At 70.3% G+C, this 17,564-nt stretch carries 16 protein-coding genes; 8 read left to right on the top strand and 8 right to left on the bottom strand.

Translation table 11 applies throughout. The features are described 5' to 3' along the window. The first annotated feature begins 198 nt into the window (after positions 1-198). Together DEJ48_RS08135 and DEJ48_RS08130 are read left to right on the top strand one after the other, a co-directional pair. Positions 199-2,472, top strand: a complete 2,274-nt coding sequence (locus DEJ48_RS08135) for an MMPL family transporter (protein ID WP_150215523.1) — start codon at positions 199-201, stop codon at positions 2,470-2,472. Further along, positions 2,469-4,025, top strand: coding sequence for an alpha/beta hydrolase (locus DEJ48_RS08130; protein ID WP_150215522.1), 1,557 nt, complete (start codon positions 2,469-2,471; stop codon positions 4,023-4,025). Before DEJ48_RS08135 ends, DEJ48_RS08130 begins: the two co-directional genes overlap by 4 nt. 65 nt (positions 4,026-4,090) lie before the next feature. On the opposite strand, the gene DEJ48_RS08125 is transcribed toward DEJ48_RS08130, so the two are convergent. After that, entirely contained in the window at positions 4,091-5,185 is a 1,095-nt protein-coding gene (locus tag DEJ48_RS08125; RefSeq protein WP_190537270.1) for a hypothetical protein, read from the bottom strand. Between the two features lie 157 nt (positions 5,186-5,342). Here DEJ48_RS08125 and DEJ48_RS08120 point away from each other — a divergent pair, with 157 nt between their 5' ends. The 6 genes from DEJ48_RS08120 (at position 5,343) to DEJ48_RS08095 (ending at position 10,876) form a co-directional block, all read left to right on the top strand. Then, the gene (locus tag DEJ48_RS08120; protein WP_223832443.1) at positions 5,343-5,744 is read left to right on the top strand and encodes a MarR family winged helix-turn-helix transcriptional regulator; all 402 of its coding nucleotides are present in this window, start codon (positions 5,343-5,345) and stop codon (positions 5,742-5,744) included. Between the two features lie 52 nt (positions 5,745-5,796). Then, on the top strand, positions 5,797-6,999 hold the full coding sequence (gene mgt / locus DEJ48_RS08115; protein WP_150215520.1) for a macrolide-inactivating glycosyltransferase: 1,203 nt from the start codon (positions 5,797-5,799) through the stop codon (positions 6,997-6,999). Between the two features lie 266 nt (positions 7,000-7,265). After that, entirely contained in the window at positions 7,266-8,267 is a 1,002-nt protein-coding gene (locus DEJ48_RS08110; protein ID WP_150215519.1) for a CDP-alcohol phosphatidyltransferase family protein, read from the top strand. Positions 8,268-8,622: 355 nt separating this feature from the next. Beyond that, positions 8,623-9,831: a S8 family peptidase gene (locus tag DEJ48_RS08105; protein ID WP_150215518.1), complete on the top strand. Its 1,209-nt coding sequence runs from the start codon at positions 8,623-8,625 to the stop codon at positions 9,829-9,831. A 105-nt stretch (positions 9,832-9,936) separates the two neighbouring features. Then, a complete protein-coding gene (locus DEJ48_RS08100) occupies positions 9,937-10,488 on the top strand; it encodes a DUF1697 domain-containing protein (RefSeq protein ID WP_150215517.1) in 552 nt (183 codons plus the stop codon). Beyond that, the gene (locus DEJ48_RS08095; RefSeq protein WP_150215516.1) at positions 10,481-10,876 is read left to right on the top strand and encodes a DUF4440 domain-containing protein; all 396 of its coding nucleotides are present in this window, start codon (positions 10,481-10,483) and stop codon (positions 10,874-10,876) included. The genes DEJ48_RS08100 and DEJ48_RS08095 overlap by 8 nt, the downstream gene beginning before the upstream one ends. Here DEJ48_RS08095 and DEJ48_RS08090 read toward each other — a convergent pair. The 7 genes from DEJ48_RS08090 to DEJ48_RS08060 form a co-directional block, all read right to left on the bottom strand. Beyond that, positions 10,866-11,393 carry a GNAT family N-acetyltransferase gene (locus DEJ48_RS08090; protein ID WP_150215515.1) on the bottom strand — a complete coding sequence of 176 codons (528 nt, stop codon included), beginning with the start codon at positions 11,391-11,393 and terminating at the stop codon, positions 10,866-10,868. The genes DEJ48_RS08095 and DEJ48_RS08090 overlap by 11 nt on opposite strands. A 52-nt stretch (positions 11,394-11,445) precedes the next feature. Beyond that, positions 11,446-12,303: an SCO6745 family protein gene (locus DEJ48_RS08085; RefSeq protein ID WP_150215514.1), complete on the bottom strand. Its 858-nt coding sequence runs from the start codon at positions 12,301-12,303 to the stop codon at positions 11,446-11,448. Between the two features lie 11 nt (positions 12,304-12,314). Continuing rightward, positions 12,315-13,079 (bottom strand): sirohydrochlorin chelatase, encoded by a 765-nt coding sequence (locus DEJ48_RS08080; protein WP_150215513.1) that lies wholly within the window; start codon positions 13,077-13,079, stop codon positions 12,315-12,317. A 6-nt stretch (positions 13,080-13,085) separates the two neighbouring features. Then, entirely contained in the window at positions 13,086-13,994 is a 909-nt protein-coding gene (locus DEJ48_RS08075; protein ID WP_150215512.1) for an ABC transporter permease, read from the bottom strand. Next, a complete protein-coding gene (locus DEJ48_RS08070) occupies positions 13,984-14,772 on the bottom strand; it encodes an ABC transporter ATP-binding protein (RefSeq protein WP_150215511.1) in 789 nt (262 codons plus the stop codon). The genes DEJ48_RS08075 and DEJ48_RS08070 overlap by 11 nt, the downstream gene beginning before the upstream one ends. Before the next feature lie 40 nt (positions 14,773-14,812). Next, complete coding sequence (locus tag DEJ48_RS08065; protein ID WP_150215510.1) at positions 14,813-15,916, bottom strand: aliphatic sulfonate ABC transporter substrate-binding protein; 1,104 nt, start codon at positions 15,914-15,916, stop codon at positions 14,813-14,815. 279 nt (positions 15,917-16,195) lie between these two features. Beyond that, a complete protein-coding gene (locus tag DEJ48_RS08060) occupies positions 16,196-17,563 on the bottom strand; it encodes a sulfate adenylyltransferase subunit 1 (RefSeq protein WP_150215509.1) in 1,368 nt (455 codons plus the stop codon). Position 17,564: the final 1 nt, after the last annotated feature.

The following is a 17,564-nucleotide window of genomic DNA, read 5'->3' as shown; positions in this document are numbered from 1 at the left end:
CGAACGTCTGCCGGGCCCTGACGTCCCGTCTCTCCGCACCATTACATCCCGCCCGAAAGGGTCCCGGATCAGCGCGGTGGCGGTTCTTGGACCAGTACTGGAGTACTGCCTGCGGCGGAGTAGCCGGACCACGGTCACGGGCGCGGACCCTTCCGGCGGCCGACGTGTTCAAGGGGCCCCGGATGATGAGCTTTTGGCATGATCCGCAAGCTGACCTCTTTCTCCACCCGGCACCGATGGCTGACCGTCATCGTGTGGACCGTCCTCGGGGCGGCGCTGTCCGTCGTGGGGAATTCGATGATGTACGACGTCACCGATTCCCAGGCCGGGGATTTCCTGCCCAAGAAGTACGACTCGGCCGTGGCGCTGCGCATAGCGGAGGAGGATTTTGGTACCAAGCCGGACCCCAACGCGCTGACCGTGCTCGTCGCCAGGGACGACGGCGGGAAGCTCACGCCGGCCGACCAGCGGCGGATCGCCGGCACCGCGGCCGACCTGGGCCGGGAGCGGGTGACCGCGCCCGAGCCCGAGCCGCTGATGAAGGATCACTCGCAGACCCCGCGGGTTTCCCCGGGCGCCGTGTCCCCGGACAAGAGTTTCCGGCTCCTGACGGTGTCGCTCGACGGAAATCCGACCGACCCCGGTCTGCAGGACGTCTACAAGAAATTCCGCGACCGTGCGGAGAAGGAATTCGCGACGGCGGATCTGCGCGTCGGTTTCACCGGTGGAATCGCCTCCACCGTCGATGACATGGACGCCGAGGAAACCACCGGGAAAGTCGTGTCCACGCTGACGATGGGCCTCATCGTCCTGCTGAACGTCCTGGTGTTCCGCAGCCTGGCGGCCGCATTCGTGCCCCTGATCGCGGTGGCCCTCATCGGCGGTGTCGCCTCGGGAGCCGTCGTCGGTGCGGCGAAACTCTTCGCCATCGACCTCGACTCGTCCACTCCCTCCCTGATCGGTGTCGTACTCCTGGGAATCGGGATCGACTACTTCCTCTTCCTGATGTTCCGGTTCCGGGAGCAACTGCGGAACCACCCCGAGCAGAACGCGCGGGCCGCCGCGGCCGAGACGACCGGACGGGTGGGCGGCGCGATCACGTCCGCGGCCCTGACGATCGTGGCGGCCTTCGCGACGCTGGGCCTCGCGAGCTTCGGCCAGTTCCGGGTCCTCGGCCCCGCCATCGCGATCTCCGTACTGGTGATGCTCCTCGCGAGCCTCACCCTCATGCCCGCGCTCCTCGCCGTGTTCGGACGCGGCATGTTCTGGCCCGCACGCGCCTGGAAGAAGCAGCACACCGGCGGGATCGCCGCCCGCCTCGGCGACGCGGTGAGCAGCCGTCCGCTGCGCCACGCCGTCGGCAGCCTGGTGCTGCTCGGCGCGCTCGGTGCCGGCGCGGTCGGCATCAAGATGAGTTACGACCAGCAGGGAGCGCACGAGACCGCCGCCGTCAGGACCGCCGAACAGATCTCCCGCAGCCTCCCCGCCGGAGTCTCCGACCCGCACAGTGTCTACGTACGGAGCACGAACGGTGCCGCCATCGAGCCCGGTTCACTCACCGAGATGACCCGTTCCCTCACCAAGGCCGAGGGCGTCGGCGAGGTCGGCAAGCCGGTGCTCAACAAGGACCGCACCGCCGCGCGCGTCGATCTGTTCCTGAGCGTCGAGTCCGACACGCAGAAGGCCCGCGACCTGGTCTCCGGGCCGGTCAGGGAGACGGCGGCGCGCACGGCCCCCGAGGGCACCAAGGCGTACGTCACGGGAACGGCGGCCGTCTTCGCCGACATCTCGACGGCCGTGGAGAAGGACCTGCGCCTCGTGTTCCCGGTCGCGGCCCTGCTGATCGCCGTCATCCTCTTCCTGCTGCTGCGCTCCCTGCTCGCGCCGGTCGTCCTGATGATCGCCGTCGGGCTCGGGTTCGTGGCCACGCTCGGCGCGAGCACGCTGCTCTTCCAGCACGGACTCGACCGGCCCGGGGTGTCGTTCACGCTGCCGCTCGTGCTGTTCCTCTTCGTCGTCGCCCTCGGCACCGACTACAACATCCTGATCACCGACCGGATCAGGGAGGAGATGGCGAAGCCGGTCTCGGCCCGGCAGGCGGTGGCGCAGGCCGTACGGCACACCGCGCCCGCCATCGCCACGGCCGGCATCGTGCTCGCCGGGTCCTTCGCCAGCCTCGCCGCGAGCCCCGCGACGCAGGAGATCGGCTTCGCCACGGGCCTCGGCATCATCCTCTCCTCGCTCGTGCTCTCCCTCGTCCTGGTCCCCGCGCTGGCCACGATGCTCGGCCGCGGACTGTGGTGGCCCCGCAGGCCGCGCCGGACGCCGGAGCACGACTACCAGGAGCACCACCAGCACCACCAGCCCTCCGTAGACCAGCAGCCGCAGTACGCAGCCGCCCCGGCAGACCACCAGCAGCAGTACGCGGCCCCGGCGCGTTTCGCCCAGCACGATCAGCAAGGACGCAGATGAACACCGCACCCCGCACCACCAACCCCCGTACCGCCCTGCTCGCCGTCGCCGCCACCCTCGCCCTGGCCGCCGGGGTGACCGGCTGCGCGAAGGCGACCGTGCCGGCCGACACCGCCGCGTACACGACCACCCTGAAGGGACTCGACCGCTACTACCAGCAGCGCCTCGACTGGGGCCCGTGCAAGGACCCCGAGCTGACCAAGACCGGCACGCGGTGCGCGAAGGTCGTCGTCCCGCTCGACTACACCGCGCCGAAGGGTCCCACCCTCTCCCTCACCGTCTCGCGCATGAAGGCGACGGGTTCGGAACGTGAGCGACGCGGCATCATCCAGACCAACCCCGGCGGGCCCGGTGGCCACGGGCTCGGGATGCCCGCGCAGCTGCGGGCCAAGATGACGCCGCGCGTGGCTGCCGCGTACGACGTCATCGGCATGGACACCCGCGGCCTCGGCGAGAGTTCACCGCTCGACTGCGGTCTCGACGGCATGTCCTGGTTCCGGGGGGTGGGCTTCGACCGTGCCTCGTTCGACCGGGTGGCGAAGAAGTCGGTGGACGACGCGCGCAAGTGCGGCGAGAAGTACGGTGACCGGCTCGCCCACTACTCGACGCGCAACATCGCACGGGACGTGGACGTCATACGCGGCGCGCTCGGCGAGCGGAAGACGTCCTGGTTCGGCCAGTCGTACGGAACCTATCTGGGCGCGGTCTACGCGAACATGTTCCCCGGCAAGGTGGACCGGCTCGTCCTCGACAGCGCCATGAACCCCAGCGACTACGGCCTCAAGATGTTCCAGGCCATGGGCCCGGCCAACGAGAAGGCGCTCGACGACGTGGCGCGGTGGGCCGCGCCGCGTGACGCCGAGTACCACCTGGGGAAGACGCCCGCCGCCGTGCGGGCCACGGTGGAAGGGCTGGTCCGCCGGGCCGCGCAGCGGCCGATCGAGATCGGCGGTGACCGGCTCGACCACGAGTCGCTGCCGCTCATCCTCTATGTCCTCGGTACGGACGACGTCGACAACGCCGAGTACACGCGCACGCTGCGGCTGCTCGTCGACGCCGCGGCCGGCCGCTCCGTCGAGCCGTCGGAGCGTCTTGCCGGGCTCCTCGGCGCCATGTTCCGCACGGACGAGACGGGCACCGCCAGGGACTACGCCTCCACCCTGGCCGTCCTGTGCGCCGACAGCACCGTGCCGGGCAACGCCGAATGGTACCGCAAGGCCATCGAGAAGGCCCGGCCGAAGCAGCCCGTGTTCGGTCCCTTCCACAACGCGCCGATGCCGTGCGGCTGGTGGAGGACGAAGCCGAGCGAGTCGCCCACCAAGATCTCCAGCGACCTGCCCGTGCTCCAGATCCAGGCCACGGGGGACACCCGCACCACGTACGAGCAGGGCCTCGGCATGCACAAGGCGATGCGCGGTTCGAAGCTGGTGACCGTCCCGGCCCGCACCCACGCGGTGTTCACCGGCTACTCCAACGCCTGCGCCGACAAGGCGGTCAACGACTACCTGTTGACCGGGAAGCTGCCGTCCGAGGACTACACCTGCGGGACGTGACTCCGGCCGGGACGTGACTCCGGCCGGGACGTGATCCCGGCCGGGACGCCCCCCGGTGGGAGGAGTCACACCGCGACCGACTCCTCCATCTCCTCCTCCTGGGCCTCCTGGGCCTCATGCGCCTCCCGCTCGTGGGCGCGTGCCGCGTGCCGGGCGGTGGCAGGGGCCGGGAGGGGGCGGTGTCGTCGTTCCCAGAGGGCCGCTACGGTGACGACGAGCAGGCCGAGCACCAGCCAGCCGGCCAGCGTCCACACGTGCTGACCGAGCCCCTGGCCGCCGAAGTACAGGTGGCTGCGGATGCCCTCGACGAAGCCCGCGCCGTTCCAGAAGGCGTGCAGGGAGCCGAAGAAGCCGTTCTGCAGCTCGGGCTTGAACAGGCCGCCGGACGTCGTGAAGTTGAGCATCACGAAGAGCACCATCATCGCCAGCGTCGTCCAGCGTTTCAGGAACGTGTGCAGGCCGAGGCCGATGAAGAGGATCCCCGCCGCGTACAGCCACGCCATGGCCCACACGCCCCACAGGCCGTGGTGCGCCAGGTGGAAGATCGGGCCCGCGAGTGCCGCGCCGATCAGGCTGACGGCGAAGGAGACCCCCACGACGAGTCCCGCCCTGGCCCGCATCCGCAGGCCCGCCCCCGCCGCGCCGAGCACGGCGACCGACGCGTACGAGCCGATGCTCACGGCGACGAGCAGGAAGAACAGGCCCTGGCCCGTGGGGTCGTCCTCGACGGGCGGCGCCACGTCCGTGACCTTGAGCGGCAGGCCCTGCTCCGCGGCCATCGGGGTGAAGAGCTTCTGGGCCGCCGTGGCGCTCATGTCGGAACCGGCGGTGGCCACGATCAGCTCGGGCGACTTCGCGTCGGGGACATAGGCGCCGGCGATGTCGAGGGACTTCAGCGCGTCGACCGCCTGCTCGCGGTCGGCGAGCGTGCGCACGTCCAGTGCGTCGCCCGCCTTGTCCTTGATGTTCTGGGCCAGGACCTGGGTCTGCTGGCCCGATCCGACGACGGCGACCGGCATGTCGTTGGGTTCGGGCGTCACGAACGCGCCCATGTACGCCAGGCCCATGCCGAGGCACATCAGCAGCGGTGTGACGAGGTGGAGGAGGACGTGGCGCAGGGCGTCGCGCAGTCGGGGTGGGGTTTCCGCGGTGGCGGACATGGAGCGTCTCCGGACACGGTCGAAAGGTAGTTGGTATATACAACTCTCTACGATGTTGTACTCTACAACCATTCATGGAGAGGGAGAAATCGTGACCGATCGAGACAGGGGTGCGCCCGCAATCCGGGACGCGTCCATCGAGGTCATCCAGCGGGAGATGACCGCGTTCGCCCGGCGGGCGCGCGCCACCGCCGCACGCATGCACCCCGAGCTCTCGCTCGTGTCCTTCACCCTGCTCAGCCACCTCGAGCACCAGGGCGGCTGCCGCGCCACCGATCTGGCCGCGCACTACACGCTCGACAAGTCGACGATCAGCCGGCAGGTCGGGGCGCTGGAGAAGGTCGGGCTCGTCGAGCGGCGGCCCGACCCGGCCGATCAGCGGGTGCACGTGCTGCACCTCACCGAGCGGGGCGACGAGGTCCTCGCGCAGGTCGGCGAGGCGCGGCGGGTCGCCTTCCGGGGGCGGCTCGCGGGGTGGAGCGGGGAGGACCTGGAGCGGTTCGCCGGCTATCTGCTCCGTTACAACGAGGCGGTTGATGGCGGCGAGGGTCTGGCGTAGAGATCTCGGCACAGGGTTGCACGAGACGTCTCGTCTCGTTTAGTGTTCCGGCATGACCTCATCCCGGCCCGCCCACATCGCCATGTTCTCGATCGCCGCCCACGGGCACGTCAACCCGAGCCTCGAAGTGATCCGTGAGCTGGTCGCACGCGGTCACCGCGCCACGTACGCCGTTCCGCACGCCTTCGCGGAGAAGGTCGCCGAGACCGGCGCCGAGCCGCGGCCCTACATCACGACGCTGCCTTCCCCGGACGCCGACCCGGAGGCGTGGGGCACCGAGCTGATCGACAACATCGAACCGTTCCTCACCGACGCGATCACCGTCCTGCCCGAGCTGGCCCGCGCCTATGAGGGCGACGAGCCCGACCTCGTCCTGCACGACATCACCTCCTATCCGGCCCGCGTCCTCGCCCGCCGCTGGGGCGTCCCCGAGATCTCGCTCTCGCCGAACCTCGTCGCCTGGGACGGTTACGAGGAGGAGGTCGCCGAGCCGATGTACGCGGAGCTGAAGAAGACCGAACGCGGCAAGGCGTACTACGCGCGCTTCCGCGCGTGGCTGGCGGAGAACGGCGTCACCCAGCACCCCGACCCCTTCGTCGGCCGCCCGCCGCGCTCACTCGTGCTGATCCCGAAGGCGCTGCAGCCGCACGCCGACCGGGTCGACGAGAGCGTGCACACGTTCGTCGGCGCCTGCCAGGGCGACCGGGCGGCGCAGGGGGAGTGGGAGCGGCCCGCCGACGCCGAGAAGGTGCTGCTCGTCTCGCTCGGCTCGGCCTTCACCAAGCAGCCCGGTTTCTACCGCGCGTGTGCCGAGGCCTTCGGCGGCCTGCCCGGATGGCACGTGGTGCTCCAGGTCGGCCGGCACGTCGACCCGGCCGAGCTCGGCGAGCTGCCGGGGAACGTGGAGGTGCACCCGTGGGTTCCGCAGCTCGCGATCCTCAAGAAGGCGGACGCGTTCATCACGCACGCCGGCGCGGGTGGCAGCCAGGAAGGGCTCGCCACCGCGACACCGATGGTGGCCGTGCCGCAGGCCGTCGACCAGTTCGGCAACGCCGACATGCTCCAAGGGCTCGGCGTGGCCCGGCACCTCCCGATGGAGGACGCCACCGCCGAGGCGTTGCGTGAGGCCGTCCTCGCGCTGGTGGACGACCCCGAGGTGGCCCGTAGGCTCGGGGAGATCAAGGACGCGATGGCCGCGGAGGGCGGTACGAAGCAGGCGGCGGACCTCATCGAGGCGGAACTGCCGAAGCGCTGAGGGATGCAGCCGAAAGCTGCCTCTTCGGGCAGTGGAGGGGCCACCCCTCGGGGCATGCGTAACGCTCCGTGACGCGATTGGATAACGGAGCGGTCATTCGGTAACGCTCAGGTAACGCGGCACCATGCTGGAAGGGCCATTGACTCACCCTGAAAGGTTGACTGATACCCCCGGCCAAAGGTTGTACACGCCAGATCTTGTTCTCCTGCCCAACCACTTCCTAGCGTGAGATGAACTTTCGCCGAACGCCAGGAAGTTGAACCCCCATGCGTCGAGACATACCGCCCCTCGCCGAGGTGCGTCGCATCACCGAGAAGAAGCGCGACGCGTGGTGGACCGTGTTGCTGGTCGACCCGGTCGCCACGCCGCTCGTGCGGTTCACCGCGATGCGGACGCGTGTCACGCCCAACCAGATCACCTGGGGCGCGTTCATCCTCGGCCTCGGATCGGCGGCGTGCTTCGCGTTCGGCGACTGGAAGTGGCTCGCCCTCGGCGCGGTCATCTACCACTTCAGCTTCATCTTCGACTGCATGGACGGCAAGCTCGCCCGCCTCACCGGGCAGGGCTCCGTCTTCGGCGCCTGGCTGGACTTCGTCTTCGACCGCATCCGGGTGATGGTGTGCGGTGTGGCGCTCATGTGGGGTCAGTACGACCGCACCGGCGACACCTTCTACATCTGGCTCGCCCTCGGCGTCGTCGCGCTCGACACCCTGCGCTACATCAACTCGCTGGAGATCTTCAAGATCCGGCACACCATGCGCAAGCAGATCAAGGCGCGCATGCGGGCCGCGCGGCGCGCGCAGAACGAGGCGGAGCTCGCCTTCATGGAGGACCTGCTGCGGGACAACCCGTCGGCGGACATCGAGCAGGACCTTCAGCGGGCCGCGGGCGAGGCGGTGGGTTACGTCCAGCAGCCGTCGGACGACACCGTCGGCGCCGAGGCGGACGCGGAGGCCGCGCCGAAGCCCAAGGCCCAGGTGATCGACCTCCACCAGGAGTTCCGGCAGAAGTTCCCCGCTTATCTGCGGGTGCGCTCCTTCCTGCTGCGCCACCGTATTCGCGCGCACCTGGTGAGCGGAATCGAATTCCAGATGGGCGTCTTCATGATCGGCCCGCTCTTCGACGCGGTGATGCCCGTGACGATCGTCTCCGGGGCACTCCTTCTGGTCTTCGAACTCGCCATCATCTACAAGCTGCTTCTGTCGACGCGTGACTTCACGCGGACCATCGACTCCTTCGAGGAGCAGAAAGTCGTGACCGCGGCCTGACCCGCGTACGCACGCGATTCCGACGCCGGGCGGGCTGGACTCTCCAGCCGGCCCGGCGTTGCGCATGTGGCGCAAAGCGCCTTGTGTTACCGCGAGTTGGGGGCAATGTGGCCCGGGATGTCCGTTCCGTCGCTAGCGAGTCGGTTTGTTATTACGGAACCTTGTTGAACAAGTCACAGCTGTATGAAGGTATTGATCTGCGCGCGTCAATCGGACAGTGTTTCGTCCCAACACCCGGAGATCTTCCGGGCCGCAAGGGCTGTCGCAACGAACTTGTTGTCACGGCGGCGCCTTGGGCGACAGCTGAATAAATCCCCCCACATCCCCCCACACAGCACTGAGGAGATCCCTCTTCATGGCAACTCACAAGCGTGCCCGCACGATGAAGCTCACCGCCGCGATAGCCACCGCCGCCACCGCGGTCGGTGTCACCGTCTTCGCGACCTCCTTCGCCGGTGCGGCCACCCCCGCCGAGGGCAAGGTGTACGGCCTCGACGCCAAGGGCGCCGTCGCCGGCAGCTACATCGTGATGCTCGACGAGAAGGCCGACAAGGGCGCCAAGTCCGACCTCGCCAAGGAGTACGGCGGCGAGCTGAAGCGCAACTACTCCTCGGCGATCAACGGGTTCTCCGCCAAGGGCCTGACCGAGACCGAGGCCAAGCGCCTCGCCGCCGACCCGACCGTCGGCAAGGTCGTCCAGTCGAAGAAGTTCAGCATCGACGCCACCCAGGACAACCCGCCGTCGTGGGGCCTGGACCGCATCGACCAGGCGGACACCGCCGCGGACAAGAAGTACACGTACCCCGACGCCGCCGGTGAGGGCGCGACCGCGTACGTCATCGACACCGGCGTCCGCGTCAGCCACAAGGACTTCGGCGGCCGCGCCACCTCCGGCTTCGACGCCGTCGACAACGACGACAACGCCGACGACGGCAACGGCCACGGCACGCACGTCGCCGGCACCATCGCGGGTGACGCCCACGGCGTCGCCAAGAAGGCGAAGATCGTCGCCGTCCGTGTCCTGGACGACCAGGGTTCGGGCACCACCGAGCAGGTCGTCGCGGGCATCGACTGGGTCACCAAGAACCACAAGGGTCCCTCGGTCGCCAACATGAGCCTCGGCGGCGGCGCGGACGAAGCGCTCGACGCGGCCGTCCAGAAGTCGATCGACTCCGGCGTCACCTTCGCGGTGGCCGCGGGCAACGAGTCGACCGACGCCTCCCAGGGCTCCCCGGCCCGCGTGAAGGACGCCATCACGGTCGCCTCCTCCACCAAGGACGACGAGCAGTCGGACTTCTCCAACTACGGCTCCGTCGTGGACATCTACGCCCCGGGCTCGGACATCACGTCCGCCTGGAACACCGGTGACGACGCCACCAACACGATCTCCGGTACGTCGATGGCCACCCCGCACGTCGTCGGCGCCGCCGCCGTCTACGTCGCCGCCCACCCGGACGCCAAGCCCGCGGACGTCGCCAAGGCCCTGACCGATGGCGCGACCCCGGACAAGATCTCCAACCCGAGCGAGGGCACGCCCAACAAGCTCCTGAAGGTCGTCGAGTAATCTCGCCGCCCCACTGAGCCGCGGCCGTCGTGCCCACCCCCACGGGGCACGGCGGCCGCTTCGTCCTGCACGTCCATCCTGGCGCGTCCGGCATATCGTGGGCGTATGGCGATCAAGACATACGCGGCGCTGCTGCGCGGCATCAATGTGAGCGGCCACAAGAAGGTGCCGATGGCCGAGCTGCGCACCCTCCTCGAAGGGCTCGGGCACGGCGGCGTACGGACGTATCTGCAGAGCGGCAACGCGGTCTTCACGGCGGAAGGCGGCGACGAGGAGTCATGGGCCGCCGTCCTGCGCGCCGCCATCGAGGAGCACTTCGGCTTCGCCGTCGACGTCCTCGTCCGCGACCACGCCTATCTGAAGGCGATCGTCGACGCCTGCCCGTTCCCGGCGGCCGACCTCGAACCGAAGCAGCTGCACGTCACCTATTTCTCCGGCCCCGTCGACGCGGAGCGTTTCGCCTCCGTCGAGCAACCCTCCTTCCTGCCCGAGGAGTTCAGGCTCGGCGACCGCGCCCTGTATCTGTACGCCCCCGACGGCCTCGGCCGCTCCAAGCTCGCGGAGGTGCTGTCGCGGCCCCGCCTGGCCAAGGGCCTCGTCGCCACCTCCCGCAACTGGAACACGGTCACGCGCCTGGAGGAGATGACCCGTGCCTGATCCCGGATCCGGCCGTACCCCCGCCGTCGACGCCGCAATCGAGAGTGAACTGCGGCTCCTCGACCCCGACGTGCGCGTCTCGCCCGAGCTCTTCGGGGCGCTCCTGCACCCGGAGTTCAGGGAGTTCGGCGCCTCGGGCGCCTGCTGGGACCGCGCCTCGATCGTGCGGGTCCTCATGGCGTCCAAGGACCCCGGCACCACTCCGATCACCACCTCCCGCATGCGGGGCGTCCAGCTCGCCGACGACCTGGTGCACCTGACCTTCGACACGTCCGACGGCGGCCGCCGGGCCCACCGCAGCTCACTGTGGCGGCGCACGGAGGGCGGCTGGCAGCTCTGGTTCCACCAGGCCACCCCGTTCGACGGGACCGCGGGCCTCAGCCGGTGACCGTCGGTGCGGAGCGGTGGGAGATGAGGTGCAGGGTGACCTGGCCGTTCTCCTCGGGGATCTCGCGGGCCCGTACGTAGCCGAGGCGGGCGAGGACGGAGAGGGAGGGGGCGTTGGCCGCGTCGACCGTGGCGTGGACCTCGGTCAGGCCCAGCGTCTCGTGCCCGTACGCCGTGAGGAGCTCCGCGAGCTCCGTGCCGAGTCCCTGGCCCCAGGCGTCCCTGGCCAGGCCGTAGACGATCTCGGTGCCGTCGAGCCAGGTCTCCGGCGAGGGCTTGACCTCGGCGTGGCCGACGTACCGCCCCTCGTGCCGGACCGCCCAGACGGGATACCGCTCCTCGGCGTAGACGAGCGTGAAGATCCGGCCGAACAGCGCGCGGTCCTCCGCCTCGCTCTGCACGCCGTCCCCGAACCAGCGGCCCACGGCCTCGTCCTGGAAGAGCGTGACGAAGTCCGCCTCGTCGGTGTCGACATAGGGGGAGAGCGAGAGGCGCTCGGAGCGCAGTTCGGGGGTCACCCGCGTGACGCTAAGGGCGCCGGTACGGCGGGGCAAGCGAGTTCGGGCCCGCTCAGCCCGCCGCCCTCGGCAGTCCGATCGGGTTCGGGAACGGCAGGACGTCCGAGTCCAGGATGCGGCGGGACGCCGGGGCCAGTGCGGCCAGGAGTGCGTCCGCCTCGCCCCGGCCCAGTGGGCGGAGCAGTCGGGCCGCGAGCCGGTCGGTGTCCTCCTCGATCAACTCGCGCTTCGTCACGCCGTGTTCGGTGACGCGGCCGCTCGTGTCCAGCAGCCCCAGTACGTGCATCCGGTCCACGGAGACCGCCCACTCCTCCTCCGTCCAGCCGCGGTCCTGGCGGATGCCCGCCGTCTCCACCCGGTCCGTCGCCGCCGCGAGGACGAGACTCTCGCGGGCGTCGAGACCGTGGTCGGCGAGGACCGCGATGTGGGCGTCGCCCCTGAACTCGCGTACACACGTGGCCAGTTGCCAGAGGCGCTCGACCGGGTCCGAGCGGTGTGCCAGATCGCGGTTGGCGGCGAACAGCGGGCGGGCGAGTGAGGGCGCGTCCTCCACCATCGTCATCAACGGCTCGTTCACCTTGGCCGCCAACGCCTCGACGGTGGGGACGAGTTGGCGCAGCGCCGCGGCCGTGACGCGGGCGCGCTCCTCGACGACGCGGTCCGGCGACGCGTACTCCCACGCCGACGGCAGGGACCGCGCCACCATGTTCGGGGCGAAGACACCGAGCGCCGCAGTGGCCACCCCGGGCCCGACCCGCCCCATCGGCGCCGTACGGCCCGCGAAGTACCCCATCCAGAAGCCCTTGAGACCCACGGCCCTGCCGAGGCCGCGGCAGCGTTCCTCGAAATAGACCACCGCGTGCAGGGGTTCGGTGCGCAGCCACAACATGCGGGATCGGCTCGGGGTCATGAACCCACAAGCTAGGCCAGTGCGGGAGTCCGCGCCAGGGGAGCAACAGGGCACGTGTCGGGCGCATACGCCTCGTCATAGCGCCGTACCAGCAGACGCGCCACTTCCGGAGCCGGACCGAGGACGTCCGCGAGCACGTCGGCGCCGGCGGCGCCCCGCGCGATCCGGTCCGGCAGGAAGCCGGGGGCCAGGACATAGGGCGCGACGGCCACCCGCCGCACCCCGTCCACGTCCCGCAGCGCGCGCACGGCGTCCTCCGTGCGCGGCAGCGAAGCGGAGGCGAACGCAGGCCGCACGGCGCACCAACCGGTACGCCGCCACTCCCGCGCGATGTCAGCGATCACTGCGATCGCCTCCGGGTCCGACGACCCCGCCGAGGCCAGCACGACCCCGGTCGAGGACTTCTCGGCGGGGTCGAGCCCCGCCTCGTACAGCCGCCGCTCCAGCGCGGAGACGAGCAGCGGCGAAGGACCGAGCACCGCCGCCTGCCGGATGCGCAGCGCGGCGGGCGCCTCCCGCAGCACCGCGGGGATGTCCGTCTTCGCGTGGAACGCGCGGGTCAGAAGCAGCGGCTGGGCCACCACGTCGCGCACGCCCTCCGCCGCGAGCCGCTCCAGGACGCCGGAGACGGTCGGGGTGTCGAAGTCGAGGAAGCCCGTCTCCACCCGCAGACCGGGACGCAGCGACCGCACCCGGCGCACCAGCGCGCGCACGGTCGCGGCGTGCCGCGGGTCACGGCTGCCATGGGCGACGACGAGAAGGACGGGACGGTGCACGGTGGTTCAGCTCCTCCCGGCGAGGCCGCGGCTGCGCAGGACGCGCCGCTCCAGCGGGCTGAAGATCAGCAGGTCGATGGCGATGCCGACGATGAGGATGAGGAAGATGGCGAGGAAGACCATGGACATGGAGCTGGCGTTGCGGCCGTTCTCCAGGAGGACGCCGAGGCCGACGCCCAGGTCGGGCGAGGACGCGATGATCTCGGCGGCCATCAGCGAGCGCCAGGAGAACGCCCAGCCCTGCTTGAGGCCCGCGAGATAGCCGGGCAGCGCCGCGGGGAGCACGATGTGCCAGGTGTGCCGCAGGCCTGTCGCGCCGAGCGTGCGGCCCGCGCGCAGGAACAGCGGCGGCACCTGGTCGACGCCCGACACCAGGCCGTTGGCGATGGACGGCACGGCACCGAGCAGGATCACCGCGTACATCATCGAGTTGTCCAGGCCCAGCCAGATCACGGCCGGCGGCACCCACGCGACCGAGGGCAGGGACTGCAGACCGGAGAGGATCGGCCCGATGGCCGCCCGCACGAACCGCACCCGGGCCACGATCAGGCCGAGCGGCGTGCCGATGACCAGGGCGAACAGGAAGCCGAGCAGGCCGCGCGAGACGGACGTCCAGATGTAGTCGAGCAGGGTGCCCTGCAGCCACGCCTCGCGCACCTCGTCCCACACCGCGGACGGCGGGGGCAGCTTGGTGGGGTCGTCGACGATGTCGAAGGAGACGAGCGCCTGCCACACGAGCAGTATCAGCACCACCGCGGTGAACGGCGGCACCACCTTCTGCACCAGGACCTGGCGCACGGGCGTGCGGGTGGGGCCCGCGTGTGTGTCCAGCGCGTCGAGGCCCGCCTCCAGACCGGCGAGGTCCTGGCTGTCGCCGGACTCCTTGACCGGGCCGGTCGAAGTGTCAGTGGCCATGGCGGCGGATCTCCCCACGCAGTTGTTCGGTGATCTCGACGGACAGTTCCGCCACGGCGGTGTCCTCGATGCGGCGCGGGTGCGGGATGTCGACCCGCCACTCGTGCGCCACCCGGCCGGGGCGCGACGAGAGGAGCACGACGCGCTGGGCGAGGCGCACGGCCTCGCGCACGTTGTGCGTGACGAACAGGACGGAGACGTTCGTCTCGCGCCAGATGCGGGTCAGCTCGTCGTGCAGGACGTCACGGGTGATGGCGTCGAGCGCCGCGAACGGCTCGTCCATCAGCAGGAGCTTGCTGTCCTGGGCGAGTGCGCGGGCCAGGGCGACGCGCTGGCGCATGCCGCCGGACAGCTCGTGCACCCGCTTGCCGTACGCGCCCTGCAGCCGGACGAGTCCGAGGAGCTCCTCGGCCTTCGGACGCCGGTCCGCCTTCGGCACGCCGCGCAGCTTCAGGGCGAGTTCGATGTTCTTGCCCGCGGTCAGCCACGGGAACAGCGCGTGCTCCTGGAACATCAGGGCCGGACGGCCGTCCGTGGTGATGGTGCCCGCGGACGGCTCGTCGAGCCCGGCCACCAGGTTGAGCAGCGTCGACTTGCCGCAGCCCGAGGCTCCCAGGAGGGTGACGAACTCGCCGGGCGCGACATCGAGGGTGATGTCGTCCAGGACGAGCTGGGGTCCGGCGGGGCCGCCGAACGACTTCGAGACGTGCTCGATCCGTGCGGCGTGCTCGGCCGTGGTGCGGGTGTCCTCCGCGGCCTTGGCGAGAGTCGTGGCCATGGTCGTCACCTCCTGGGAACTGGGAACGTCGGCTGCCGGGTTACTTGACGCCGAGTCCGGCGTCGTCGACCGGGGACTCGCCCTCGGCCTTGAGGACCTTGTTCAGCGGGCCGAGGTCGTAGATGCCCTTGAGGTCGGGCTTCTCCAGGAGACCGGCCTTGACCGCGTGGTCGGCCTCGGCGTCGAGCGTCGCGGCCAGCGGGTCGTTCGTCGTCTGGATCGACTTCCACGCCGGGTCGAGCACCTCGGCGGGCAGCGGCTTCCCGGCGTCCGCCTTCAGCCGCGCGTTCGCGGCGGCCTTGGCCTTCTCCGGGTTCTTCGCGATCCACGCGTTGGTCTTCACGGCGCCGCGCAGCACGGCCTCGACGACCTTCGGGTGCTCCTTGAGGAACTCCTGCCGCACGATGATGTTGGTGATCACGAACTTCTTGTCCGGCCACAGGTCGGACTCGTCGAGCAGTACCTTGCCGCCCTCGGCGACCAGCTTCGACGCGGTCGGCTCCGGCACCCAGGCGCCGTCCAGGGAACCGGACTTGTAGGCGTCAGGGGTGACCTTGTTGTCGCTGCGGACCACCGACACGTCGCCCTTGCCGCTCTGCGCGTCGACCTTCCAGCCCCGCTCGGCGATCCAGTTGAGGAACGCCACGTCCTGGGTGTTGCCGAGCTGCGGGGTGGCGATCTTCTTGCCCTTGACGTCGTCCAGGGACTTGATCTTCTTCGGGTTCACGACGAGCTTCACGCCGCCGGACGCCGAGCCGCCGATGATGCGCAGGTTCTTGCCCTGCGACTTCGTGTAGCCGTTGATGGCGGGCGAGGGGCCGATCCAGCCGATGTCGATCGATCCCGCGTTCAGTGCCTCGATCTCCGAGGGGCCCGCGTTGAACTGCGCGTACTTGGCCTCGGTGCCGCCTAGCTCCTTCTGGAACAGGCCCTCCTGGTTGCCGACCAGGGCGGTGGCGTGGGTGAGGTTCGGGAAGTACCCGATCTTCACGCTGTCCAGGTCTTCGATCTTCTTCGCACCCTCGGCGACCTTCGACTTGCCGTCCTCGTCGGAGGCGTCGGAGCCGTAGCCGCAGGCGCCGAGCGCCAGGGCGAGGAGGGGCAGCGCCGCGATGGCGGCGAGTCGGGTACGTGGAGCAGGCACGGGAGGTGGTCCCCTCGTCGGCCCGGGCGCACGCCGTCAGGTCGTGGCCGGGAGATCGGTAGGTCTTCGTCTTCGGGATGACCGCGCACGGAGCGCGGGTACTGCGATCGCTGCGGATACGAGGAGAACGGGGGCGCACACGTGCTGTGCGCGCCCCGTTCCCGCCGGAGGCGTTACTCCGCACATCGCGCGACTCCGCCCTGCCCGCTGCCGAGGGCGCCGCTGCCGATGCGGCCGCCCTCCTTGGCGAACGTCGCGTAGACGTCTACGTAGGTCATGTCAGAAGTCCCAGCCCTCGTCCTCGGTGGCGGCGCCCGCCGCGGCCTGGTCGGCGGGCGTGGCGAACGCGTCGCCCGCCATTCCGGCCGCGAGCGTCGTGCCGTCCGACGGGTCGATCAGCAGGAAGGACCCGGTGCGGCGCGAGTCCGCGTATGAGTCGAGCGCGAGCGGCTCGGCCGTGCGGATCCTGACCCGGCCGATGTCGTTGGCGACGAGCCGGCCGGGCTCCGGGTGCTGGGAGAGGTCGTCGAGGGTCAGCCGCGACGGGATCTCCTTGACGATCGCCTTGACCGTGCGGGTGGTGTGCTTGAGCAGCACCCGCTGGCCGACGGAGAGCTCGGTGTCCGCGACGTGGCAGACCGTCGCCTCGACGTCCTGCGTGGTCGCGGGGGCGTCGCCGCTCGGCACGATCAGGTCGCCGCGGGAGACGTCGATGTCGTCCTCCAGGAGCAGCGTGACGGACTGCGGCGTCCACGCCACGTCCACCGGCTGCCCCAGCAGGTCGATCCCGGCGACCTTCGAGGTGCGGCCCGAGGGCAGCACCGTCACGGGTTCGCCGACCCGGAAGGCACCGGCCGCGATCTGGCCCGCGTAGCCGCGGTAGTCGGGGTGCTCGGCGGTCTGCGGGCGGATCACGTACTGCACGGGCAGGCGCGCGTGGCAGGTGGCGAGGTCGTGGCTGACCGGGACCGTCTCCAGGTGCTCCAGGACGGTCGGGCCGCCGTACCAGTCCATGTTGGAGGACGGCTCCACGACGTTGTCACCGGCCAGCGCCGAGATCGGGATCGCGGTGATCTCCGGTACGCCCAGTTCGCCTGCGTACGCGGTGAACTCCTCGGCGATCTTCGCGAAGACCGTCTCGTCGTACGCGACGAGGTCCATCTTGTTGACGGCGAGGACGACGTGCGGGACGCGGAGCAGCGCGGCCACCGCGGCGTGCCTGCGGGTCTGCTCGATGACGCCGTTGCGGGCGTCGACGAGGACCACGGCGAGGTCGGCCGTGGAGGCGCCGGTGACCATGTTGCGGGTGTACTGCACGTGGCCCGGGGTGTCGGCGAGGATGAACCGGCGCCGGGCCGTGGCGAAGTAGCGGTAGGCGACGTCGATGGTGATGCCCTGCTCGCGCTCGGCGCGCAGGCCGTCGGTGAGCAGTGCCAGGTCGGGGGCGTCGGCGCCGCGGCTCGCGGAGGCGCGCTCGACGGCCTCCAGCTGGTCGGTGAGGACCGACTTGGAGTCGTGGAGGAGGCGGCCCACCAGGGTGGACTTGCCGTCGTCGACGGAACCGGCGGTGGCGAACCGCAGCAGGGTGGTGGCCGACAACTGCTCGGTGGAGAGCGGCTTGACCGGCTCGGTGGTGCTGTTGCTCATG

The organism is Streptomyces venezuelae (assembly GCF_008642315.1).
Lineage (GTDB): Bacteria > Actinomycetota > Actinomycetes > Streptomycetales > Streptomycetaceae > Streptomyces > Streptomyces venezuelae_D.
The sequence above is the reverse complement of the archived record's forward strand: the minus strand, read 5'-3'. Positions and strand labels throughout refer to the sequence as shown.